The organism is Enterobacter cloacae complex sp. FDA-CDC-AR_0132 (genome assembly GCF_003010695.1).
GTDB classification, from domain to species: domain Bacteria; phylum Pseudomonadota; class Gammaproteobacteria; order Enterobacterales; family Enterobacteriaceae; genus Enterobacter; species Enterobacter ludwigii.
On the sequence record NZ_CP027618.1, the window covers coordinates 2053552 to 2076757 of the forward strand.

At 55.6% G+C, this 23206-nt stretch carries 20 protein-coding genes; 15 read left to right on the forward strand and 5 right to left on the reverse strand.

Annotated elements, in window-relative coordinates; all coding sequences use genetic code 11:
* Positions 1–178: 178 nt before the first annotated feature.
* Entirely contained in the window at positions 179–1318 is a 1140-nt protein-coding gene (gene queG / locus AM379_RS09955) for a tRNA epoxyqueuosine(34) reductase QueG (protein ID WP_020882949.1), read from the reverse strand.
* On the opposite strand from queG, the gene nnr reads away from it, so the two are divergent.
* The 14 genes from nnr to rlmB all read left to right on the forward strand — a co-directional run bounded on the left by nnr (position 1317) and on the right by rlmB (position 17097).
* Positions 1317–2840, forward strand: coding sequence for a bifunctional ADP-dependent NAD(P)H-hydrate dehydratase/NAD(P)H-hydrate epimerase (gene nnr / locus AM379_RS09960; RefSeq protein ID WP_025206258.1), 1524 nt, complete (start codon positions 1317–1319; stop codon positions 2838–2840). The two genes, queG and nnr, sit on opposite strands and share 2 nt — an antisense overlap.
* Positions 2833–3294 carry a tRNA (adenosine(37)-N6)-threonylcarbamoyltransferase complex ATPase subunit type 1 TsaE gene (tsaE, locus tag AM379_RS09965; protein WP_020882947.1) on the forward strand — a complete coding sequence of 154 codons (462 nt, stop codon included), beginning with the start codon at positions 2833–2835 and terminating at the stop codon, positions 3292–3294. The genes nnr and tsaE overlap by 8 nt, the downstream gene beginning before the upstream one ends.
* A gap of 16 nt (positions 3295–3310) precedes the next feature.
* Complete coding sequence (gene amiB / locus AM379_RS09970; protein ID WP_106503656.1) at positions 3311–4648, forward strand: N-acetylmuramoyl-L-alanine amidase AmiB; 1338 nt, start codon at positions 3311–3313, stop codon at positions 4646–4648.
* 9 nt (positions 4649–4657) lie between these two features.
* On the forward strand, positions 4658–6502 hold the full coding sequence (mutL, locus tag AM379_RS09975) for a DNA mismatch repair endonuclease MutL (protein WP_025206257.1): 1845 nt from the start codon (positions 4658–4660) through the stop codon (positions 6500–6502).
* Positions 6495–7445, forward strand: a complete 951-nt coding sequence (gene miaA, locus AM379_RS09980; protein ID WP_014168310.1) for a tRNA (adenosine(37)-N6)-dimethylallyltransferase MiaA — start codon at positions 6495–6497, stop codon at positions 7443–7445. The genes mutL and miaA overlap by 8 nt, the downstream gene beginning before the upstream one ends.
* A gap of 85 nt (positions 7446–7530) precedes the next feature.
* Positions 7531–7842: an RNA chaperone Hfq gene (hfq, locus tag AM379_RS09985; RefSeq protein ID WP_014168311.1), complete on the forward strand. Its 312-nt coding sequence runs from the start codon at positions 7531–7533 to the stop codon at positions 7840–7842.
* A 74-nt stretch (positions 7843–7916) separates the two neighbouring features.
* Positions 7917–9197 carry a ribosome rescue GTPase HflX gene (gene hflX / locus AM379_RS09990; RefSeq protein WP_020882944.1) on the forward strand — a complete coding sequence of 427 codons (1281 nt, stop codon included), beginning with the start codon at positions 7917–7919 and terminating at the stop codon, positions 9195–9197.
* 56 nt (positions 9198–9253) lie between these two features.
* Positions 9254–10516, forward strand: coding sequence for an FtsH protease activity modulator HflK (gene hflK, locus AM379_RS09995; protein ID WP_014168313.1), 1263 nt, complete (start codon positions 9254–9256; stop codon positions 10514–10516).
* 2 nt (positions 10517–10518) lie between these two features.
* On the forward strand, positions 10519–11523 hold the full coding sequence (hflC, locus tag AM379_RS10000) for a protease modulator HflC (RefSeq protein ID WP_014168314.1): 1005 nt from the start codon (positions 10519–10521) through the stop codon (positions 11521–11523).
* A gap of 71 nt (positions 11524–11594) precedes the next feature.
* Positions 11595–11792: a DUF2065 domain-containing protein gene (locus AM379_RS10005; protein ID WP_014168315.1), complete on the forward strand. Its 198-nt coding sequence runs from the start codon at positions 11595–11597 to the stop codon at positions 11790–11792.
* A 104-nt stretch (positions 11793–11896) separates the two neighbouring features.
* The gene (locus AM379_RS10010; RefSeq protein WP_025206256.1) at positions 11897–13195 is read left to right on the forward strand and encodes an adenylosuccinate synthase; all 1299 of its coding nucleotides are present in this window, start codon (positions 11897–11899) and stop codon (positions 13193–13195) included.
* Between the two features lie 192 nt (positions 13196–13387).
* A complete protein-coding gene (gene nsrR, locus AM379_RS10015) occupies positions 13388–13813 on the forward strand; it encodes a nitric oxide-sensing transcriptional repressor NsrR (protein WP_014168317.1) in 426 nt (141 codons plus the stop codon).
* A 38-nt stretch (positions 13814–13851) separates the two neighbouring features.
* A complete protein-coding gene (gene rnr, locus AM379_RS10020; RefSeq protein ID WP_106503657.1) occupies positions 13852–16293 on the forward strand; it encodes a ribonuclease R in 2442 nt (813 codons plus the stop codon).
* 69 nt (positions 16294–16362) lie between these two features.
* Positions 16363–17097, forward strand: coding sequence for a 23S rRNA (guanosine(2251)-2'-O)-methyltransferase RlmB (gene rlmB, locus AM379_RS10025; RefSeq protein ID WP_014168319.1), 735 nt, complete (start codon positions 16363–16365; stop codon positions 17095–17097).
* A 67-nt stretch (positions 17098–17164) separates the two neighbouring features.
* On the opposite strand, the gene AM379_RS10030 is transcribed toward rlmB, so the two are convergent.
* The gene (locus AM379_RS10030; protein ID WP_040018462.1) at positions 17165–18439 is read right to left on the reverse strand and encodes an MFS transporter; all 1275 of its coding nucleotides are present in this window, start codon (positions 18437–18439) and stop codon (positions 17165–17167) included.
* Between the two features lie 194 nt (positions 18440–18633).
* On the opposite strand from AM379_RS10030, the gene AM379_RS10035 reads away from it, so the two are divergent.
* On the forward strand, positions 18634–20256 hold the full coding sequence (locus AM379_RS10035; RefSeq protein WP_106503658.1) for an isovaleryl-CoA dehydrogenase: 1623 nt from the start codon (positions 18634–18636) through the stop codon (positions 20254–20256).
* Here AM379_RS10035 and AM379_RS10040 read toward each other — a convergent pair.
* The 3 genes from AM379_RS10040 to bsmA all read right to left on the reverse strand — a co-directional run bounded on the left by AM379_RS10040 (position 20253) and on the right by bsmA (position 23107).
* Positions 20253–22184 carry a methyl-accepting chemotaxis protein gene (locus tag AM379_RS10040; protein ID WP_106503659.1) on the reverse strand — a complete coding sequence of 644 codons (1932 nt, stop codon included), beginning with the start codon at positions 22182–22184 and terminating at the stop codon, positions 20253–20255. The genes AM379_RS10035 and AM379_RS10040 overlap by 4 nt on opposite strands.
* Positions 22185–22356: 172 nt before the next feature.
* Entirely contained in the window at positions 22357–22632 is a 276-nt protein-coding gene (gene yjfN / locus AM379_RS10045; protein WP_025206250.1) for a DUF1471 family protease activator YjfN, read from the reverse strand.
* A 148-nt stretch (positions 22633–22780) separates the two neighbouring features.
* Positions 22781–23107, reverse strand: coding sequence for a biofilm peroxide resistance protein BsmA (gene bsmA / locus AM379_RS10050; protein WP_106503660.1), 327 nt, complete (start codon positions 23105–23107; stop codon positions 22781–22783).
* Between the last annotated feature and the right edge of the window lie 99 nt (positions 23108–23206).

Genomic DNA, 23206 nt, shown 5'->3' on the forward strand with positions numbered 1-23206 from the left:
CACAGAAGCCCTACTCAGTTACAGACCAGAAGAAAATTAGCAGGGTGAATAATATCTTCGTAACATGATGAATTTAATGAAGTAAATTTCATTTCAAAATGTTATTTAGATCACTTGACCTCATTGCCAGCCCCGATGGCGCTTGAGTTTTTATTTTTATTCACAGGCTGTGAATATATCAAGCATCCCGTACAAGCCCTTTTTCAATCACTCTCACCAGCCGTTGTTTCTTCGGCAGCTGCACCTCGACAACGCAGGCATTGCGCTTCTCGATTTGCTGCGCAATCGCCCATTCTATGTGTTCATCAAGAAGTGGGTGCTCACCTCTGCGACTTTCGAGCGCCTGAATATTGGCTTCATCCCAGGGCGCATTGCCCAGCGCAACGGCGACATTTCGTAACCAGCGCAGATGCCCAATACGCCGAATGGCGGATCCTTCGGTGACTTTCAGGAACCAGGCCTCACTCCAGGCGAAGAGCTCGATAAGCTGAGGCGCATGAAGCGCTTTACGAGGACTGAAATCGTCTTCATCCGTAAGCTGCGAGTAACGATTCCAGGGGCAGATCAGCTGGCAGTCATCGCAGCCGTAGATACGGTTCCCGATAAGCGGACGGAATTCTTCCGGTATCGCCCCTTCGAGTTCAATGGTGAGATAGGAGATGCAGCGGCGCGCATCCACCGTATAAGGCTCAACGATGGCACCCGTCGGGCAGATGGTCATGCAGGCCACGCAGCGCCCGCAACCTTCCTCTACCGGACCATCTACCGGCAGCGGCAAATCTATGAGCAGTTCACCGAGGAAAAAGAACGATCCGGCATCGCGGCTAAGGATAAGTGAGTGCTTACCTGTCCAGCCAAGCCCGGCTTTTTCTGCTATCGGGCGCTCAAGAACAGGCGCAGAGTCTACAAACGGTCTAAAATTCAGCGACACACAGTGCTGCTGAATAGTTTCCCCAAGTTTTTTTAAACGGTTACGCAGAAGCTTATGGTAATCACGGCCCAGGGCGTACCGGCTGACGTAACCGAGGGCGGGATTTTTTAACGTGCGAGCAAACGCCGCGTTGGCGGGCAGGTAGTTCATGCGTACGCTGATGACGCGTAATGTACCAGGCAACAGCTCGTGTGGGCGGGCACGCATCATGCCATGACGCGCCATCCACTCCATTTCGCCATGGTATTGTTTATCCAGCCATGCCTGCAGTTTCGGCTCGCTGGCGGAGAGGTCGGTATCGGTGATACCCACCTTCTGGAAGCCAAGCTCAGCACCCCACTGTTTAATTTTTTGCGCTAATTCATTGAGATCGAGGGGCTGTGACATGACGGACCATACTGTGAAGAAAAACCCCGAAAGTATACCACATTCCATCTGGCATGCGGATGACCTCCGGCACGCCGAAAAAGAGGCCGCAGACAGCCTCGGCATTACCCTGTATGAACTGATGCAACGCGCGGGTGAAGCGGCGTTTAACGTTGCCCGCACGGCTTACCCTGAATCGTCGCATTGGCTGATTTTATGCGGACACGGCAATAACGGCGGTGACGGTTATGTCGTCGCCCGCCTGGCGGTTGCCGCCGGGATCCACGTGACGTTGCTGGCGCTGGAGAGCGATAAACCGCTGCCAGAAGAGGCCAGTGCGGCGCGGGAAGCCTGGCTGAACGCGGGCGGTGTTATTCATGCCACCGATATCGTCTGGCCGGAAGAGATTGATGTGATTATTGATGGCCTGCTGGGCACCGGACTACGCAGTGCGCCGCGCGACCCGGTTGCCACCCTGATTGCACGTGCCAATGCCCACAGCGCGCCGGTGGTGGCCCTGGATATACCTTCTGGACTGATGGCGCAAACCGGCACGACGCCGGGCGCGGTGATTCAGGCCGCGCACACCGTTGCCTTTATCGCCCTGAAACCGGGGCTGCTTACCGGTAAAGCACGGGATGTCACGGGAACGTTGCACCATAACGCACTGGGGCTGGAGAGCTGGCTTGCCGGACAGGAAACCCACGTTTCGCGCGTTGATGCTTCGCTGCTGGCACAGTGGCTACCGCCGCGCCGCCCGACGTCCCATAAAGGCGATCACGGCAGGCTGGTGATCATTGGAGGTGACCACGGTACGGCGGGGGCTATCCGCATGACGGGGGAAGCGGCATTGCGTTGCGGTGCCGGTTTAGTGCGGGTGCTGACGCGCATCGAAAATAGTGCGCCAATTATTACGGCCCGTCCGGAGCTGATGGTGCATGAATTGACGCCGCAGTCGCTTGAAGAGAGTCTCGAATGGGCGGATGTCGTGGTCATTGGCCCGGGGCTTGGGCAGCAGGCCTGGGGGAAACAGGCCCTGCAGAAGGTCGAGAATTTTCGTAAACCGATGCTGTGGGATGCCGACGCGCTGAACCTTCTGGCAATCAATCCTGATAAGCGTCACAATCGCATTCTGACGCCGCACCCCGGCGAAGCCGCGCGCCTGCTTAACTGCAGCGTGGCAGAAATTGAAAGCGATCGCTTACTTTCTGCCCGGCGTCTGGTAAAACGTTACGGAGGTGTTGCCGTTCTGAAAGGGGCAGGAACCGTTGTCGCCAGCGACGAGGCGCTGGGCATTGTCGATGCCGGAAATGCGGGCATGGCGAGCGGCGGAATGGGCGATGTGCTTTCCGGCATCATTGGCGCATTGCTTGGACAGAAACTTCCCCTTTATGATGCAGCCTGCGCTGGCTGCGTGGCCCATGGTGTCGCGGCGGATAAGCTGGCGGCACGTTACGGTACACGCGGAATGCTGGCCACCGATCTTTTTTGCACGCTACGGCGTGTTGTTAACCCGGATGTGATTGACGTAGAAAATGACTAATCGAGCGATTTCTTTACCTGATGAACAAGCCACTTTAGATCTTGGCAAACGCGTGGCACAGGCCTGTCAGGGGGCAACCGTCATTTATCTGTATGGTGATTTAGGTGCGGGTAAAACCACCTTCAGCCGGGGTTTTCTGCAGGCGTTAGGCCATAAAGGCAATGTGAAAAGCCCAACCTACACGCTGGTAGAGCCGTACACCCTTGAAAATCTCATGGTGTACCACTTTGATTTATACCGCCTTGCGGATCCCGAGGAGCTGGAATTTATGGGGATCCGTGATTATTTTGCCAATGATGCCATCTGCCTGGTGGAGTGGCCGCAACAAGGTGCGGGTGTGTTGCCTGACCCGGATGTCGAAATTCACTTAGATTACCAGGCACAAGGGCGTGAGGCACGCATCAGTGCTGTTTCCTCATCAGGTAGTTCCTTACTGGCGCGTCTGGCCGGTTAAGCGTAGGGATGACGGGATGATTAGTCGCGTTAAAGGTTGGTTATTGGCTGCCACGGTGCTGCTGTGCGCGCAGGCCGGGGCGGCAAGCCTGTCGGATATTCAGGTGTCGAACGGCGAAAGCCAGGCCAGGATCACGTTCAGCTTTATGGGCGATCCGGAATATGCTTTTTCACAGCCAGACAGCCACAGCGTGGCGCTGGATATCAAACAAACCGGGGTTATCCAGGGGTTACCGCTCCAGTTCAGCGGCAATAATCTGGTTAAAAGCATTCGTTCCGGCTCGCCAAAAGATAGCCAGTCATTGCGTCTGGTGGTCGACCTAACCGAAAAGGGTAAAACCAGAGCGGTTAAGCAGCAAAACGGTGCGAATTATACGGTGGTCTTTATCATCAACGCTGACGCCCCTCCGCCGCCTCCGCCTCCACCGGTGGTGGCGAAACGCGTGGAAGAGCCGGTTTATACCCCGCGCCCATCTGAACCGGCACGTAATCCGTTTAAAACGGACAGCGACCGCATTACCAGCGTTACCAGCAGCAATACCGTGACGCGGCCGGCGGCCAGCGCACGTCGCGCGGTCAGCGGTGATAAAGTGATTATCGCCATTGATGCGGGGCACGGCGGTCAGGATCCCGGCGCAATTGGCCCGGGCGGTACGCGGGAGAAAAATGTCACCATCGCGGTTGCCCGTAAGCTGCGGACGCTGTTAAACGACGATCCTATGTTTAAAGGCGTGCTGACGCGCGACGGCGATTACTTTATCTCGGTGATGGGCCGTTCGGATGTAGCACGTAAGCAAAATGCCAATTTCCTGGTGTCCATTCATGCGGATGCCGCGCCAAACCGTAACGCCACGGGAGCCTCAGTGTGGGTGCTGTCAAACCGTCGGGCGAACAGTGAAATGGCAAACTGGCTTGAAGAGCACGAGAAACAGTCCGAACTGTTAGGTGGCGCGGGTGATGTGCTGGCAAACAGCCAGGCCGATCCCTATCTCAGCCAGGCGGTGCTGGATTTACAATTCGGTCATTCCCAGCGCGTCGGGTATGATGTCGCCACAAATGTATTGAACCAGCTGCAGGGCATCGGGTCATTGCACAAGCGCCGTCCGGAGCATGCGAGCCTGGGCGTTCTGCGATCGCCGGATATTCCATCGATTCTGGTGGAAACAGGCTTTATCAGTAATAACGCTGAAGAACGCCTGCTGGGCAGCGACAGCTATCAGCAGCAAATTGCCGAAGCGATCTATAACGGTCTGCGTAAATACTTTGATGCGCATCCGCTGCAGTCCGCGCCACAGGGCGGTGCCGCCCAGACGGCCAGCGCAGCGCAGCCAGGTGAGATGACCGCGACCAACTAAGGAGAATTCATGCCGATTCAGGTTCTACCGCCGCAGCTCGCGAACCAAATCGCCGCCGGTGAGGTGGTGGAGCGCCCTGCATCGGTGGTGAAGGAGCTGGTAGAAAACAGCCTTGATGCGGGGGCCACCCGCATTGATATTGATATCGAACGCGGCGGCGCAAAGCTGATTCGCATTCGTGACAACGGCTGTGGAATTAAAAAAGACGAGCTGGCGTTAGCGCTGGCGCGTCATGCCACCAGTAAAATTGCCTCTCTTGATGACCTGGAAGCGATCATCAGCCTCGGTTTTCGCGGGGAAGCACTGGCCAGTATCAGCTCTGTTTCCCGTCTCACGCTCACCTCTCGTACCGCTGAACAGCAGGAAGCCTGGCAGGCGTACGCCGAAGGGCGTGATATGGACGTGACGATTAAACCAGCGGCGCATCCGGTCGGTACGACGCTGGAAGTGCTGGATCTGTTTTATAACACCCCCGCCCGACGCAAGTTTATGCGTACCGAAAAAACCGAGTTTGGGCATATCGATGAGATCATTCGTCGCATTGCCCTGGCGCGGTTTGACGTGACCATTAACCTTAGCCATAACGGCAAAGTCATGCGCCAGTACCGCGCCGTGGCGGAAGGTGGGCAAAAAGAGCGCCGCTTGGGCGCTATCTGCGGCGTACCGTTCCTCGAGCACGCGCTGGCCATTGAGTGGCAGCATGGCGATCTGGCCATGCGCGGCTGGGTGGCTGACCCCAACGCGAGCAGCGCCGCCTTCGCTGAGATCCAGTATTGCTATGTGAACGGCCGCATGATGCGTGACCGCCTCATTAACCACGCCATTCGTCAGGCCTGTGAAGATAAACTGGGCGCAGATCAGCAACCGGCGTTTGTGCTCTATCTAGAAATCGATCCACACCAGGTGGACGTTAACGTCCATCCTGCCAAGCATGAAGTGCGGTTCCACCAGTCACGTCTGGTGCATGATTTTATCTATCAGGGCGTGCTGAGCGTATTGCAACAGCAGGCTGAACCGACGCTGCCGCTGGAAAAAGAAGAACCCGCCCCGCGCGCGTTTCCGGAAAACCGTGTTGCAGCGGGCCGGAACCATTTTGCTGAACCTGCCGTGGCGCGTGAGCCGGATGCCCCGCGTTTCTCTGCTGCGGGTAGCACACCGCGCCCAACGGGAGCGAACTATCCGAATGCCCAACCTGGCTATCAAAAACAGCAGGGAGCGTTGTACCGGAAATTGCTGGAAACCCCCGCGGTGGAGCGCAAAGCGCCTGTCGCGGTGCCAGCGCCTTCACTGGACGGCCACAGCCAGAGTTTTGGCCGGGTTCTGACGATTATCGCACCGGATATGGCGTTGCTGGAGCGCGAAGGCCACGTGATGCTTCTGGCATTGCCGGTGGCGGAACGCTGGCTTAAACAAGTGCAGCTTACGCCGGGTGAAAACGCGGCCTGTGCGCAACCGCTGCTGATCCCCGTCCGGCTAAAAATATCCCCTGAAGAAACAGGGGTACTGCGTCGCGCAGAGGCCCTGTTGGCGCAGATGGGCATTGAAATGGTGCTCGAACCGCAACATGTGACCATTCGCGCAGTGCCTTTACCCTTACGCCAACAAAATTTACAAAACTTGATTCCTGAACTGATAGGCTACCTGGCGCAGCAAACGTCGTTTGATGCCGCCAACACCGCGCAGTGGATCGCCCGCCATCTGGCAAGCGAACATGCGCCGTGGAGTATGGCGCAGGCCATTAGCGTGCTGGCGGAGGTTGAACGCCTTTGTCCGCATCTGGTGAAGACACCGCCAGGTGGGTTATTACAACCTGTTGATTTACAAACGGCGATGAATGCCCTGAAACATGATTGACGTAAGCAAGGCGAGCCTGCCAAAGGCGATTTTTTTAATGGGCCCCACGGCCTCCGGCAAAACGGCACTGGCCATTGAGTTACGTAAAGTTTTGCCTGTAGAGTTGATTAGTGTCGATTCTGCCCTTATCTACCGAGGGATGGACATCGGCACGGCGAAGCCTGACGCAGACGAACTGCGCGCGGCACCGCATCGTTTGCTGGATATTCTCGACCCGGCTCAGGCATACTCCGCAGCGGATTTCCGCCGCGATGCGTTAGCCGAGATGGCCGAGATAACGGCGGCGGGACGTATACCGCTGTTGGTTGGCGGAACCATGCTTTATTTCAAGGCGTTGCTGGAGGGGCTTTCACCTCTGCCATCAGCGGATCCAGAAGTAAGAGCAAAAATTGAGCAGCAGGCGGCAGAGCAGGGATGGGACGTTTTGCATAAGCAACTGGCCGAGATTGACCCGGTTGCCGCAGCACGGATCCATCCAAATGATCCGCAAAGGCTTTCCCGGGCACTGGAAGTTTTTTTCATTTCGGGTAAAACTTTAACGGAACTGACGCAAACGTCAGGAGACGCTCTGCCGTATCAGGTGCATCAGTTCGCCATCGCCCCGGCGAGCCGTGAACTGCTCCATCAACGAATTGAGCAGCGTTTTCATCAGATGTTAGCTTCAGATTTTGAAGCAGAAGTGCGGGCGCTATTTGCCCGTGGAGATTTGCATACGGATATGCCTTCCGTTCGTTGTGTGGGATACCGCCAGATGTGGTCATATCTTGAAGGCGAGATTTCATATGATGAAATGGTTTATCGAGGTGTTTGCGCCACGAGACAGTTAGCGAAGCGCCAGATCACCTGGTTGCGCGGTTGGGACGGTGTTCACTGGTTAGACAGTGAAAAACCGCAACAGGCGTTAAACGAAGTGATTGAGGTTGTTGGTGATATCGCTCACTGAATGTGTACAATTGAGTCGTATCGTGCGCAATTTTTCAGAATCGCAAGGTTCTAAGTACAAAACAAGCATATAAGGAAAAGATAGAATGGCTAAGGGGCAATCTTTACAAGATCCGTTCCTGAACGCATTGCGTCGGGAACGTGTTCCAGTTTCTATTTATTTGGTGAATGGTATTAAGCTGCAAGGTCAGATTGAATCTTTCGATCAGTTCGTGATCCTGTTGAAAAACACGGTCAGCCAGATGGTCTATAAGCACGCTATTTCTACAGTTGTTCCGTCTCGTCCGGTATCCCATCACAGCAATAACACTGGCGGCGGCACGGGTAGTAACTACCATCATGGCAGCAGCGCGCAGGGTTCTTCTTCTCCTGCGCAGGACAGCGAAGATACCGAATAAGGTTTCGGGCTGTTATCCACACGGGGAGCCAGGGATCCTGCGTTCCCCGCTGATCTTTTTTGAGGAATTTACGCTTGTTTGACCGTTATGATGCCGGTGAGCAGGCGGTGCTGGTACACATCTATTTTACGCAAGACAAAGATATGGAAGACCTCCAGGAGTTTGAATCTCTGGTCTCTTCCGCCGGTGTCGAAGCAATGCAGGTGATTACCGGTAGCCGTAAAGCGCCGCACCCAAAGTATTTTGTTGGTGAAGGTAAAGCAGTTGAAATTGCGGATGCCGTAAAAGCAACCGGCGCGTCAGTCGTGTTGTTTGATCATGCGCTGTCTCCGGCTCAGGAACGTAACCTGGAACGTCTTTGCGAATGCCGTGTTATCGATCGCACGGGTTTGATTTTAGATATTTTCGCTCAACGTGCGCGTACTCACGAAGGTAAGCTGCAGGTTGAGCTGGCGCAGTTGCGCCATCTGGCAACGCGACTTGTGCGTGGCTGGACCCACCTTGAAAGACAAAAGGGCGGGATTGGTTTGCGCGGTCCGGGTGAGACCCAGCTTGAAACCGACCGCCGTCTGTTGCGTGGCCGTATTACCCAGATCCTTTCACGTCTGGAACGCGTTGAAAAACAGCGTGAGCAAGGACGTCGGGCGCGATCGAAAGCTGACATCCCGACGGTGTCGCTGGTGGGGTATACCAACGCCGGTAAATCCACCCTGTTTAACCAGATTACTGAGGCCCAGGTTTATGCCGCAGACCAGCTGTTTGCGACCCTGGACCCCACATTGCGTCGTATTGACGTCGCCGACGTCGGTGAAACGGTGCTGGCGGATACCGTAGGGTTTATCCGTCACCTGCCGCATGACCTGGTGGCTGCGTTTAAAGCCACCCTGCAGGAGACGCGTCAGGCGACCCTGCTGCTGCACGTCATTGATGCTGCAGACGTTCGCTTGCAGGAGAACATCGACGCGGTAAACGTGGTGCTCGACGAGATCGACGCCGACGACATCCCAACACTGTTGGTGATGAACAAGATCGATATGCTGGAGGATTTTGAGCCGCGTATCGACCGAGATGAAGAGAACAAACCGATTCGGGTCTGGCTTTCCGCTCAGACCGGTATTGGTGTGCCACTGCTTTTCCAGGCTTTGACAGAACGTCTTTCCGGTGAGGTAGCCCAGCACACGCTGCGATTGCCGCCACAGGAAGGCAGGCTGCGCAGCCGGTTTTATCAGCTTCAGGCGATAGAAAAAGAGTGGATGGAGGATGACGGCAGCGTGGGGATGCAGGTGCGTTTGCCGATCGTTGACTGGCGTCGCCTCTGTAAACAAGAACCTGCGCTGGTCGACTATATCGTCTGATCAGAAAGGGGATGCCTGAATAATTCGCCCTTGCATAACAAATATGGAGCATATACATGGCGTGGAATCAGCCCGGTAATAACGGACAAGACCGCGACCCGTGGGGAAGCAGCAATAATCAAGGCGGCAACTCTGGGGGAAATGGCAACAAAGGTGGTCGCGAGCAGGGGCCGCCGGATCTGGATGATATCTTCCGCAAGCTAAGCAAGAAGCTTGGTGGTCTTGGCGGAGGTAAAGGTTCTGGCTCTGGTGGGGGTTCCACTCAGGGGCCGCGCCCGCAGTTAGGGGGCCGCGTGGTGGGCATTGTTGCCGCTGCCGTGGTGATCATCTGGGCTGCCAGTGGGTTCTACACCATTAAAGAAGCGGAACGCGGTGTGGTCACCCGTTTCGGGAAGTTCAGCCATCTGGTTGAACCAGGTCTGAACTGGAAACCGACTTTCATTGACGACGTGACCGCGGTGAACGTGGAGTCTGTCCGTGAATTGGCGGCATCCGGCGTGATGCTGACCTCCGACGAGAACGTTGTGCGCGTTGAGATGAACGTCCAGTACCGCGTCACCGATCCGCAGCACTACCTGTTTAGCGTGACCAGTGCAGATGACAGTCTGCGTCAGGCCACAGACAGTGCGCTGCGCGGTGTGATCGGTAAATACACCATGGACCGCATTCTGACCGAAGGTCGTACCGTTATTCGTAGCGATACCCAGCGTGAGCTGGAAGAGACCATTCGCCCGTACAACATGGGTATCACCCTGCTGGACGTCAACTTCCAGGCTGCTCGTCCGCCGGAAGAGGTGAAGGCCGCGTTTGATGACGCGATTGCTGCCCGTGAAAACGAACAACAGTACATCCGTGAAGCGGAAGCGTACACCAACGAAGTTCAGCCACGTGCTAACGGTCAGGCGCAGCGTATTCTTGAAGAAGCGCGTGCGTATAAAACCCAGACCGTCCTGGAAGCTCAGGGTGAAGTGGCGCGTTTCGCGAAGATTTTGCCAGAATATAAAGCGGCTCCGGAGATTACCCGTGAACGTCTTTATATTGAGACTATGGAAAAAGTGCTGAGCCATACGCGTAAGGTACTGGTTAACGACAGCAAAGGTGGAAACCTGATGGTACTGCCGTTGGATCAGATGCTGAAAGGCGGTTCGGCGCCGGCGGCAAAGGCGGATACCAGCGGTGCCAACAACCTGCTGCGTCTGCCACCTGCGGCATCCGGTAGCTCAAGCGCCACAACCACGCCTTCTTCGAACGATGGTGACATTATGGACCAACGCCGTGCTAACGCGCAGCGTAACGACTACCAGCGTCAGGGGGAATAAGGATGCGTAAGTCAGTTATTGCGATCATCATCATCGTATTAGTCGTGCTTTATACCTCTATCTTTGTGGTGAAAGAGGGCGAGCGTGGAATTACCCTGCGTTTTGGTAAAGTTCTGCGCGACAGCGAGAACAAGCCGCTGGTGTTTGAGCCGGGCCTGCACTTTAAAATGCCACTGATTGAATCGGTGAAAACGCTCGACGCCCGTATCCAGACCATGGATAACCAGGCCGACCGTTTCGTGACCAAAGAGAAGAAAGACCTGATCGTTGATTCCTACATCAAATGGCGTATCAGTGATTTCAGCCGCTACTACCTGGCAACGGGCGGTGGCGACGTTTCTCAGGCGGAAGTGCTGTTGAAACGTAAGTTCTCTGACCGTCTGCGCTCTGAGATTGGTCGTCTGGATGTGAAAGACATTGTCACCGACTCCCGTGGTCGTCTGACGCTGGAAGTGCGTGATGCGCTGAACTCCGGTTCTGCAGGAACCGAAGACGAAGTCACCACCCCGGCAGCGGATGATGCCATTGCCAAAGCGGCAGAACGCGTTCAGGCTGAAACCAACGGCAAAGTGCCGGTGATCAACCCGAACAGTATGGCTGCTCTGGGTATCGAAGTGGTCGATGTCCGTATCAAGCAGATCAACCTGCCAGCGGAAGTGTCCGAGGCGATTTACAACCGTATGCGCGCCGAGCGTGAAGCGGTAGCCCGTCGTCATCGTTCACAAGGTCAGGAAGAGGCGGAGAAACTGCGTGCGGCAGCGGATTACGAAGTGACCAAGACGCTGGCAGAATCTGAGCGTCAGGGCCGTATTCTGCGCGGTGAAGGGGATGCCGAAGCGGCAAAACTGTTTGCCGATGCCTTCAGCCAGGATCCCGACTTCTACGCCTTTATCCGTAGCCTGCGAGCTTACGAGAACAGCTTCCAGAGCAACCAGGATGTGATGGTGCTCAGCCCGGACAGCGATTTCTTCCGTTACATGAAGACGCCGGCTAACGCAACGCGATAAACTCAGGCCAGTTTGAGTATTCAAACCACCGCTCTCAACGGAGCGGTGGTTTTCTTTTATAAGGATGAAAAATGAATTCAACCATTTGGCTTGCGCTGGCCCTGGTTCTGGTGCTGGAAGGTCTTGGACCGATGCTTTATCCGCGTGCATGGCGTCGGATGATAGCCTCTCTGAGCCAGTTGCCGGATAATATTTTGCGTCGATTTGGGGGCGGACTTGTGGTTGCCGGCATCGTTATCTACTACATGTTGAGGAAAACGATTGGCTGATCAAAAAGTAATCTGGTTTGGCGTATTTTGAGGTCAAAAAGTGCTGTATATCTGAAAAAGCGATGGTAGAATCCATTTTTAAGCAAACGGTGATTTTGAAAAAAATGGGTAACAACGTCGTCGTACTGGGCACCCAATGGGGTGACGAAGGTAAAGGGAAGATTGTTGATCTTCTGACTGAACGGGCTAAATATGTTGTACGCTACCAGGGCGGTCACAACGCAGGCCATACTCTCGTAATCAACGGTGAAAAAACCGTCCTCCATCTTATTCCATCAGGCATTCTTCGCGAAAACGTCACCAGCATCATCGGTAACGGCGTTGTGCTGTCTCCGGCTGCTCTGATGAAAGAGATGAAAGGTCTGGAAGACCGTGGTATCCCCGTTCGCGAGCGTCTGCTGCTCTCCGAAGCCTGCCCGCTGATCCTTGATTATCACGTGGCGCTGGACGTAGCGCGTGAAAAAGCGCGTGGCGCGAAAGCGATCGGCACGACCGGTCGTGGTATCGGCCCGGCTTATGAAGACAAAGTTGCTCGTCGCGGTCTGCGCGTGGGCGATCTGTTTGATAAAGAGACGTTCGCTGAAAAACTGAAAGAAGTGATGGAATATCACAACTTCCAGCTGGTGAACTTCTATAAAGCTGACGCTGTTGACTACCAGAAAGTGCTGGATGACGTCATGGCGATTGCTGACATTCTGACCGGTATGGTTGTTGATGTGTCCGATCTGCTGGACCAGGCGCGCAAGCGTGGCGATTTCGTCATGTTCGAAGGTGCGCAGGGTACGCTGCTGGACATCGACCACGGTACCTATCCGTACGTCACCTCCTCTAACACCACCGCGGGTGGCGTTGCGACCGGTTCTGGTCTGGGTCCACGTTATGTGGATTACGTTCTGGGCATCATCAAAGCTTACTCCACTCGCGTGGGTGCGGGTCCATTCCCGACTGAGCTGTTTGATGAAACCGGCGAGTTCCTGTGCAAGCAGGGTAACGAGTTTGGCGCGACCACCGGTCGTCGTCGTCGTACCGGCTGGCTGGACGTGGTAGCCGTGCGTCGCGCAGTACAGATTAACTCCCTGTCTGGCTTCTGCCTGACCAAACTGGACGTGCTGGACGGTCTGAAAGAGGTGAAACTCTGCGTAGGCTACCGTATGCCTGATGGTCGCGAAGTGACCACCACTCCGCTGGCTGCGGATGACTGGAAAGGCATCGAGCCAATCTACGAAACCATGCCAGGCTGGTCTGAAACGACGTTCGGTGTGAAAGAGCGTAGCGGTCTGCCGCAGGCAGCGCTGAATTACATCAAGCGTATTGAAGAACTGACCGAAGTGCCGATCGACATTATCTCTACCGGCCCTGATCGTACTGAAACGATGATCCTGCGCGACCCGTTCGACGCATAATCTTCGTGACTGCTGGCCTGCGGGACAACCCGCAGGCTGGATACGCGTCGCGCCATCCGGCGAACGCTCCTCGATCTCCGCTTTTTCGCCCCGTCTGTCAAATAAATTAGCCGCTTACTATCTGGCTGGTTTATCATCATTAATGAATATCTGTGCGGTTTATCCGCGTTTTCCCTTTTTCCTGAGGTTGATGTGCAGTTAACAAGTTTCACCGATTACGGCTTACGCGCGCTGATTTACATGGCGTCGTTACCCGATGGGAAAATGACCAGTATCTCTGAGGTTACAGAGGTATACGGTGTGTCCCGTAATCATATGGTCAAAATAATCAATCAACTTAGTCGTGCCGGATACGTTGCTGCCGTCCGCGGGAAGAATGGTGGGATCCGTCTCGGTAAACCGGCGCAGAGTATTCGTGTTGGGGATGTGGTACGTGAACTGGAGCCGTTGTCTCTGGTGAACTGCAGCAGCGCGTTCTGCCACATTACGCCCGCTTGTCGCCTTAAACAGGCACTTTCTCTGGCCGTGCAAAGTTTTCTCAAGGAACTGGATAACTACACGCTGGCCGATTTGGTTGAAGAGAATCAACCACTTTATAAATTATTGCTGGTGGAATGAAGAAAATTTCCACCGGAGCTGACAACGGAGGAACCGATATGTCACATGATCCTTTCCAGGAACGCGAAGCCGAAAAATACGCGAATCCTATCCCCAGCCGCGAGTTCATCATTGAACACTTAACAAAACGCGAAAAACCCGCCAATCGTGAAGAACTTGCCGTTGAATTAAACATTGAAGGTGAAGAGCAAATTGAAGCCCTTCGCCGCCGCCTGCGTGCGATGGAGCGCGACGGGCAACTGGTCTTTACCCGCCGTCAGTGCTATGCGCTTCCCGAACGTCTTGACCTGCTGAAAGGCACCGTCATCGGCCACCGTGATGGCTTTGGCTTCCTGCGCGTAGAAGGCCGTAAAGACGATCTTTATCTTTCCTCTGAGCAGATGAAGATGTGCATTCACGGTGACCAGATCCTGGCGCAGCCGCTGGGCGCGGACCGTAAAGGTCGCCGCGAAGCGCGCGTGGTGCGTGTCCTGGTCCCTAAAACCAGCCAGATTGTTGGCCGCTACTTTACCGACGCTGGCGTGGGCTTTGTGGTGCCGGACGACAGCCGCCTGAGCTTCGATATCCTGATCCCGCCTGAAGAGGTGATGGGCGCCCGTATGGGCTTTGTGGTGGTGGTTGAACTCACCCAGCGTCCTACCCGCCGCACCAAGGCGGTCGGGAAAATCGTCGAAGTGTTAGGCGATAACATGGGCACCGGCATGGCCGTTGATATGGCGCTGCGTACTCATGAAATTCCTTACGTCTGGCCGAAAGCGGTTGAAGAGCAGGTTGTCGGCCTGAAAGAAGACGTGCCGGAAGAGTCCAAAGTGGGCCGAGTGGATCTGCGCGATCTGCCGCTGGTGACTATTGATGGTGAAGATGCCCGCGACTTCGATGATGCCGTTTATTGCGAGAAAAAACGCGGCGGCGGCTGGCGTCTGTGGGTTGCCATCGCTGACGTAAGCTATTACGTTCGCCCGCATACTCCGCTGGATAACGAAGCGCGCAGCCGCGGAACGTCGGTCTACTTCCCGTCGCAGGTAATTCCGATGCTGCCGGAAGTCTTGTCTAACGGCCTGTGCTCCCTGAACCCGCAGGTTGACCGCCTGTGTATGGTCTGCGAGATGACCATCTCCACCAAAGGGCGCTTAACGGGATACAAATTCTACGAAGCGGTAATGAGCTCCCATGCGCGCCTGACCTACACCAAGGTCTGGCATATGCTGCAGGGCGATCAGGATCTGCGTGAGCAGTATGCGCCGCTGGTGAAACACATCGAAGAGCTGCATAACCTCTACAAAACGCTGGATCAGGCGCGTGAAGAGCGCGGCGGGATCTCGTTTGAGAGCGAAGAGGCGAAGTTCATCTTTAACGCTGAACGCCGCATTGAACGTATTGAGCAGACCCAGCGTAACGATGCCCATAAGCTGATTGAAGAGTGTATGATTCTGGCAAACATCTCGGCGGCACGTTTTGTTGAGAAAGCCAAAGAACCTGCGCTGTTCCGTATTCACGATAAACCGTCGACCGAAGCCATCACTGCGTTCCGCTCCGTGCTGGCTGAACTGGGTCTGGAACTGCCTGGCGGTAACAAGCCAGAGCCGCGTGATTACGCTGAATTGCTGGAGTCGATTGGCGATCGCCCGGATGCAGAAATGCTGCAGACCATGCTGCTGCGTTCCATGAAGCAGGCGATTTACGATCCGGAAAACCGCGGTCACTTCGGCCTGGCGCTGCAGTCTTATGCCCACTTTACCTCGCCGATCCGTCGTTATCCGGACCTTTCCCTGCACCGCGCGATCAAGTATCTGCTGGCGCAGGAGCAGGGTCATAAAGGTAATACGACCGAAACCGGTGGCTACCATTATTCAATGGAAGAGATGCTGCAACTCGGTCAGCACAGTTCCATGGCCGAACGTCGTGCAGATGAAGCGACGCGCGACGTGGCAGACTGGCTGAAGTGTGACTTTATGCTGGACCAGGTGGGTAACGTCTTTAAAGGCGTGATTGCCAGCGTCACCGGCTTTGGTTTCTTCGTCCGTCTGGATGAACTGTTTATCGACGGTCTGGTGCATGTCTCCAGCCTGGATAACGACTACTACCGTTTCGACCAGGTCGGGCAGCGCCTGATTGGTGAATCTGGCGGCCAGACCTATCGTCTTGGCGATCGCGTGGAAGTGAAGGTCGAAGCCGTTAATATGGACGACCGTAAAATCGACTTTAGCCTGATCTCCAGCGAGCGTGCCCCGCGTAATGTGGGTAAAACGGCGCGTGAAAAGACGAAAAAAGGGGGCAACGGCAACACCGGTGGTAAACGTCGTCAGGCGGGTAAGAAGGTAAACTTCGAGCCAGACAGCGCGTTCCGCGGTGAGAAGAAACAGAAGCCGAAGGCCGCGAAGAAAGAGGCCCGGAAGGCGAAAAAGCCGTCCACCAAAACGCAGAAAATCGCGGCTGCCACCAGGGCAAAGCGCGCAGCGAAGAAACAGCAGGCGGAGTAATTCTCCCCCTTAACCTGACCCTCTCTCCTGCGGAGAGAGGGAAAAGAAAAGACAGAACGAGAACCATCAATGAGTGAAATGATTTACGGCATCCACGCGGTGCAGGCCCTGCTGGAGCGCGCACCGGAGCGTTTTCAGGAAGTGTTTATTCTGAAAGGGCGTGAAGACAAACGTCTGATGCCGCTGATCCACGCCCTGGAAGCACAAGGTGTTGTGATCCAGCTGGCGAACCGCCAGTTCCTGGATGAGAAAAGTGAAGGTGCCGTTCACCAGGGCATTATTGCCCGCGTTAAGCCAGGTCGTCAGTATCAGGAAAACGATCTGCCGGATCTTATCGCCGGGCTGGAAAATCCATTCTTCCTGATCCTTGACGGCGTGACCGACCCGCACAACCTTGGCGCATGTCTGCGAAGCGCAGATGCGGCAGGTGTTCATGCCGTTATCGTGCCGAGGGATCGCTCTGCACAGCTTAACGCGACGGCGAAGAAAGTGGCCTGTGGCGCAGCGGAAAACGTACCGCTGATCCGCGTCACCAACCTGGCGCGCACCATGCGTATGCTGCAGGAAGAGAATATCTGGATCGTCGGTACCGCGGGTGAAGCGGATCATACTCTGTATCAGAGCAAGATGACCGGCCGTCTGGCCCTGGTGATGGGTGCCGAGGGCGAAGGTATGCGCCGTCTGACCCGTGAGCATTGCGATGAGCTGATCAGCATTCCAATGGCGGGCAGCGTGTCGTCTCTGAACGTCTCCGTGGCAACAGGTATCTGCCTGTTTGAAGCGGTACGTCAGCGCGGGGAATAAACAGCAAGGCCGTCCTGAGGACGGCCTTTCGTATTTTCTGTGGGAGGGTCACCAGACGGTGAAAAACTCACTCCTCCAGTGACCGCAAATGGTCATCCTTCCTGAGCGTCATCAGCGCGAAGATACTCACTACCGCCGTCGCCATGACGTAATAAGCTGGAATATCCAGGTTGCCCGTCTCTTTAATCAGCCCGGTAATAATCAGCCCCGCGCAGCCCGAGAAAAGGGCGTTCGACAGGGAATAAGCCAGCCCAAGCCCGGTATACCGTACGCGCGTCGGGAACATCTCTGAGAGCATCGCCGGCCCGGGCCCTGCCAGCATCCCCACCAGACCACCCGCAATCAGCACCACCAGCGCTTTGATGGCCAGCGTGCTGGACTCCGCCTGTAAAACCTTCAGCAGCGGCAGGGCAAGGAGCAGCAGCAACGTGGTGGCGACGATCATCACCGTGCGGCGTCCGATTTTGTCGCTCAGGATCCCGGACGGAATAATCGTCAGCGCAAAACCGATATTCGAAATCACCGCAATCAACAGCGCCTGATTAAACCCGGTATGCAGCGCCGACTGCAGATAGGTGGGCATAATCACCAGATAGGTATAACCCGCCGCTGACCAGACCATCACCCGGCCAATGCCCATCGCAATGGCGTTGAGCGTGGCGACGGTATCAGCCTGAGCGGCAACCGGCTTTTCCTGCTGCTGCACAAAGCTTGGCGTCTCTTCCATACTCACCCGCAGCCACAGCGCCACCACGCCCATCGGTAATGCCAGGAAGAACGGGATGCGCCAGCCCCAGTCATGCAGGGCTTCCGGTGTCAGAAGGGCGGAGAGCAGTGCGACAATGCCAGCGCCTGCTAACAGGCCCAGCGCGACGGTAAATGACTGCCATGCACCGTAGAGGCCCCGCTTGCCGCGTGGGGCAAACTCGGTCATCAGCGAGACAGCGCCACCATACTCACCACCGGCGAACAATCCCTGCAGGATGCGCAGCAGCGTGATAATCAGCGGGGCGGCAATACCGATGCTGGCATAGACCGGCACAATACCGATTGCGGCTGTAGCCAGCGTCATCAGCACCAGTACAATAATCAGCGTCGGTTTTCGGCCTATCCGGTCACCTATTCTGCCAAACACCACCGCGCCCAGCGGGCGGAAGAAGAAGGCGATGGCAAAGGAAGCATAGGTAAGGATCAGGCTGGTCAGCCCCGCGTCCCCCTCAAGCTGGAAGAAGTTCTTCGCAATTACGGTCGCCAGAAAACCATAGACCGCAAACTCATACCACTCGATAAAGTTACCAATGGAGCCTGCAATTAATGCACGCTTGTGCGCGTCCGGTTGCATAACGTTCCTCACTGAAAGGGGGTAAGAATAAATTATTCAACAAAAGTGAATGCGCGAAATAGTTTATTCTTATGTTCTGTGAGCTATTTCACGAATGATATCAGCGGGATCGTCATCGTGTGACCTCACTCCCATGCAGCGTGCACGTGGCCTGTCCATACTTATCTTCATTGCCACTGAAGGAGGGAGACAGCATGCACTGGCAGACCCATACCGTTTTTAATCAACCTGCACCGCTCTCAAACAGCAACCTTTTCCTCTCTGATTGCGCTCTGCGTGACGCGGTTGTTCGCGAAGGCGCCGAGTGGGATATCGAGCTTCTTGCCAGCATCGGCCAGCAGTTAGGAACCGCGGAATCGCTGGAACTGGGCAGGCTGGCGAACGTTAATCCGCCGGAGTTATTACGCTATGACGCCACCGGGGAGCGACTGGATGACGTTCGCTTTCATCCCGCATGGCACCTCTTAATGCAGGGACTTTGCGCCAACCGTGTCCATAACCTGGCGTGGGAAGAGGAGGCGCGCAAAGGCGCGTTTGTCGCCAGAGCTGCACGTTTTGTCCTGCACGCTCAGGTAGAAGCGGGCACGCTTTGCCCTGTCACCATGACCTTTGCTGCTACACCGCTGCTGCAACAGGCGCTGCCCGAGCCGTTCCGTGACTGGATCACGCCGTTAATGAGCGATCGTTACGATCCTCATCTTGCGCCGGGGGCGCAAAAGCGTGGCCTGCTGATTGGCATGGGGATGACAGAAAAACAGGGCGGCTCGGACGTACTCAGCAATACCACCAAAGCGGAAAAGTGCAGTGACGGCAGCTACCGGCTTATCGGGCATAAATGGTTTTTCTCTGTGCCGCAAAGCGATGCGCATCTGGTGCTGGCCCAGGCGAAAGGGGGGCTGTCCTGCTTTTTTGTTCCACGCTTTTTGCCTGACGGGCAACGCAATGCCGTACGTCTGGAGCGGCTAAAAGAGAAGCTCGGCAACCGCTCTAACGCCAGCAGCGAAGCGGAGTTCCTGGATGCGTCCGGCTGGCTGCTGGGGGAGGAAGGAGAAGGGGTACGCCAGATCCTCCGAATGGGCGGGCTGACGCGGTTTGACTGTGCGCTGGGCAGCCATGGGCTGATGCGTCGGGCTTTATCCGTGGCGCTTTACCATGCGCATCAACGCCAGACGTTTGGTAAAAACCTTATCGACCAGCCGCTCATGCGCGATGTGCTGAGCCGCATGGCGCTGATGCTGGAGGGCCAGACGGCACTGTTGTTTCGTCTGGCCCGGGCGTGGGACAGGCGTGCCGATCCTCAGGAGGCCGCCTGGGCGCGCCTTTTCACCCCCGCGGCGAAATACAGCGTCTGCAAAGCGGGTATCGCGTTTGTGGCGGAAGCCATGGAAGTGCTCGGCGGCACAGGCTACTGCGAGGAGAGTGAGCTTCCCCGTTTGTACCGTGAGATGCCCGTGAACAGCATATGGGAAGGGTCCGGCAATATTATGTGCCTGGACGTTCTGCGTGTTCTGACGAAGCAATCCGGCATCCTCGACCTGCTTGTGGATGATTTTGCCCAGGTAAAAGGGCAGGACAGGCACTTCGATCGCAGCTGGCGTCAGCTTCAGCAAAAACTGCGAAAACCGCAGGAGGCGCAGGGACGGGAGATCACGCAACAGCTTTTCCTGCTGGGGGCCGGAAGTCAGATGCTGCGGCACGCATCGCCACCCGTGGCGCAGGCGTGGTGCCGCATGATGCTTGATACCCGCGGCGGTACGCTGATGAGCGAGCAGGTGCAAAATGACCTGCTGTTGCGTGCCACGGGCAGGGTTGGCTAACTCTTTAGCTGGAACAGGCTCACCAGTTGGGTGAGGTGTGAGCCTTTCTCACGCAGCGTGTGTGCGGTTTGTTCGCTGCGTAGGACGCGGTCGGCGTTGATGTGCGACGCTTCGCCAATGTGGGTCATGGCCAGATTAACCTGGCCTATTCCCGCGGATTGCTCGCGGGACGCATGGTTAATCTCCGTGACCAGCTTGTTGATGTTATCGATGTGCACGATGATGGAATCCATCGCCAGACGCGTTTGTTCAGACAGCGCATGGCCTTCGCTGACTTTTCTGAGCGTATCACCGATGAGCTGTTCAATTTCCTTCACCGCGTTGGCACTGCGTCCTGCCAGCGCGCGTACTTCCTGCGCCACCACCGCAAAACCTTTTCCGTGCTCGCCTGCGCGGGCTGCTTCAACCGCTGCGTTAAGCGCCAGAATGTTGGTCTGAAAAGCGATGGATTCAATCACGCGCGTGATGTCTTCGATTCGCTTTGATGCTTCGCGAATATCATCCATGGTAGCGACAGCGTGGGTGACCGTCTCACCGCCCTGGTGTACCGCGCGCGACGTTTCGCCTACCAGCTGCTGCGTTTGTTCCATGTTGGCGGCATTTTGCTGCACGGTCGCGGCCAGTTGCTCCATGCTGGCAGACGTCTCTTCTACACTGCTGGCCTGCTTGTTAATCTGCCCGGAGATTTCTTCGCTATCGGATGCCAGCGCGTTGGTGCCCATATGGATCTCCGCTGCGGCCTCGCGCACCTGAAGAACAATTTTCTGCAGTCCCCCTCCGATACCGTTAATGGCATCGATGAGCTGACCGACCTCATCCTGGCGGGTCACGGGCAGGCTGGAGCGCAGATCGCCTGCGGCATACTGTCGGGCCAGGTGGATCACATTGCGCAATGGGCGTGTCAGTATGCGTCGTATAATGACCACAAACAGACCTGCGAAGAGCACTGACAGCACCACCCCTGCCAGCAGGAAGCGGTCGCGCATGGCGGTCACGCTTGAGAGCAGTACCGATTTATCCACTTCGCCGACAATGGCCCAGTTCCAGCCTGGCAGCGGCGTATACGCCATGGTCAGCGTGCGACCATCGGCACTGACGCGCTCCAGCGTGCCGGATTTATCACTCAACAGCTGTTGCTGGATAGCGCTATCCCACTCCGGTACTTTTCCCTCCGCGCTGGTGTGGAACAGATACTGCCCGCGCGTTTTGCCGTGGCTGCGGTCCAGAACAAAGAAGTGACCGCTCTCGCCCAGTCGACGGTTGAGGATTTTCTCGCGCATGACGTTCCAGGAGTGAGTGATGTCCACACCAACAAAGATGATTGCAATGACCTGGCCGTCCGCGTTTTTAACCGGCTGGTATTGGGTGATATAGCGCTTGCCGAACAGCAGCGCCAGACCGCGATAAACCTCGCCCCGGGTGACGGCGGCAAAGGCCGGGCTGGTGGTATCCAGAACGGTGCCCATTGCCCGCTCGCCGTTCTCTTTGCGCAGCGATGTGGCGACGCGCACAAAGTCGTTACCGCTACGCACAAACAGGGTCGAGATTGCCCCTGTCCGGCTCAGAAAATCGTCTAAAAGGGTATTGTTTTCATGTAGCCCGGTTTCCCCTCCTTTCAGGAGCGGAACGTTAATCCCGTTAATCGTCTGGGTTTGAGTGTTATCAACGCTCAGTGGCTGGGGCAAAAAGGTGGTAAACAGCCGGGTATAACTCTCGACCTCTTCACTCAGGCTGGTGTTAAACATCTGCACCATATCGACCATGCCGGTGGACTGATTATGCAGGTCTTCTATCGCGAGGGCTTCAAGCTGCTGGCTGGCTTTTTGGCTGAGCAGAAAAGTGAAAAACAGAAACAGGATGGCGACACTGGCACCGGTAAGCAGCGACAGCTTTGCACCCAGACCTGCACGACGGAAAAAGTTGATCATAAATTGCTCATCATTGAAAAGGTATGGCTTTTCAACGGCACAGCAGAGATAACGTTTACTGTTTTAGTGTAACAAAATGTTATTTAATTGTTTTTTATTGGTTTGCTAAAAGATAAAAAATTTGCAAAAACGAAAAGCCACTAAAAGTAAGTGGCTTTTATCGGAGGGGGGATTACGCGTAGAGAATGGCCTGTACCCGCCAGTGATCGATGTACTGATCTTCCTGCATCTGGATAATGCGATACCATGAAGCACCCTGCTCATCGGCCTTTAATGCAACGACACGTTCAACGTCCTGCGGGCTCCCCGAAATATTATTCACGGAGATCTGGCCAATTTCATTCAGGCCAGTCACACAATCAGCACTGGCAAATTCAGCTGACTGCGCGGTTGTGCTCACAAGACCTGCTGAGAGCAACAGTGTGGTCAAAGCAAGAGTTCGTTTCATCGTCAGCTCCATTTCACATGTCTCCGGTATCCGCCGGGCAATCCTTCGCGAATAAACTCACTTCCATTGTTGCGGGCATGGAGTTTATTGTGGACAGGAAAGTGTCTATGGACGCAAAGCAGTGTAAATGTCGTTCAAATGAAGACGATCATTGACGATACAGAATGGCCTGTGAGTACCACTGTCCCGTAATGATGGTTTCGTCGATCATAATGATGACGTAATAATCTGCTTTGGCGGCGACGGCTTGTGCCTTTATTGCTTCTTCCGCGTCATCCGGGGAGCCGCGAACCAGCGCAGAGACGGTACCCATACGCTGTAATCCTTCCGTCTGATTACGACGGATTTCCTGCGGGTGATCGGCCACCGGGGGAGCGGGTTGTGGCGTTCCCTGCAGCGCGCTACAGCCACTGAGCAACATCAGCAATAAAGCAGCAAACCTGCGCATAACCATATCTCGTTTCCTGATAGCCATAGTGTAGTTGTCTGTGAATTTAGTTTTGGGGGAATGTTCCCGAAGTGTTAGCTGGGGCGTAATTTTCGAATGAAAATAGCGTGAAATCGTAACCCAGTT

Excerpts from the sequence above, each read along its gene's own strand:
- mutL (WP_025206257.1), top strand. The coding sequence starts at position 4,658 with ATGCCGATTCAGGTTCTACCGCCGCAGCTCGCGAACCAAATCGCCGCC.
- AM379_RS10040 (WP_106503659.1), bottom strand. The coding sequence starts at position 22,184 with ATGATCAACTTTTTCCGTCGTGCAGGTCTGGGTGCAAAGCTGTCGCTG.
- AM379_RS10035 (WP_106503658.1), top strand. The coding sequence starts at position 18,634 with ATGCACTGGCAGACCCATACCGTTTTTAATCAACCTGCACCGCTCTCA.
- yjfN (WP_025206250.1), bottom strand. The coding sequence starts at position 22,632 with ATGAAACGAACTCTTGCTTTGACCACACTGTTGCTCTCAGCAGGTCTT.
- rnr (WP_106503657.1), top strand. The coding sequence starts at position 13,852 with ATGTCACATGATCCTTTCCAGGAACGCGAAGCCGAAAAATACGCGAAT.
- rlmB (WP_014168319.1), top strand. The coding sequence starts at position 16,363 with ATGAGTGAAATGATTTACGGCATCCACGCGGTGCAGGCCCTGCTGGAG.
- bsmA (WP_106503660.1), bottom strand. The coding sequence starts at position 23,107 with ATGGCTATCAGGAAACGAGATATGGTTATGCGCAGGTTTGCTGCTTTA.
- AM379_RS10030 (WP_040018462.1), bottom strand. The coding sequence starts at position 18,439 with ATGCAACCGGACGCGCACAAGCGTGCATTAATTGCAGGCTCCATTGGT.
- nnr (WP_025206258.1), top strand. The coding sequence starts at position 1,317 with ATGACGGACCATACTGTGAAGAAAAACCCCGAAAGTATACCACATTCC.
- miaA (WP_014168310.1), top strand. The coding sequence starts at position 6,495 with ATGATTGACGTAAGCAAGGCGAGCCTGCCAAAGGCGATTTTTTTAATG.
- AM379_RS10010 (WP_025206256.1), top strand. The coding sequence starts at position 11,897 with ATGGGTAACAACGTCGTCGTACTGGGCACCCAATGGGGTGACGAAGGT.
- amiB (WP_106503656.1), top strand. The coding sequence starts at position 3,311 with ATGATTAGTCGCGTTAAAGGTTGGTTATTGGCTGCCACGGTGCTGCTG.
- queG (WP_020882949.1), bottom strand. The coding sequence starts at position 1,318 with ATGTCACAGCCCCTCGATCTCAATGAATTAGCGCAAAAAATTAAACAG.
- hflK (WP_014168313.1), top strand. The coding sequence starts at position 9,254 with ATGGCGTGGAATCAGCCCGGTAATAACGGACAAGACCGCGACCCGTGG.
- AM379_RS10005 (WP_014168315.1), top strand. The coding sequence starts at position 11,595 with ATGAATTCAACCATTTGGCTTGCGCTGGCCCTGGTTCTGGTGCTGGAA.
- hflC (WP_014168314.1), top strand. The coding sequence starts at position 10,519 with ATGCGTAAGTCAGTTATTGCGATCATCATCATCGTATTAGTCGTGCTT.
- hfq (WP_014168311.1), top strand. The coding sequence starts at position 7,531 with ATGGCTAAGGGGCAATCTTTACAAGATCCGTTCCTGAACGCATTGCGT.
- tsaE (WP_020882947.1), top strand. The coding sequence starts at position 2,833 with ATGACTAATCGAGCGATTTCTTTACCTGATGAACAAGCCACTTTAGAT.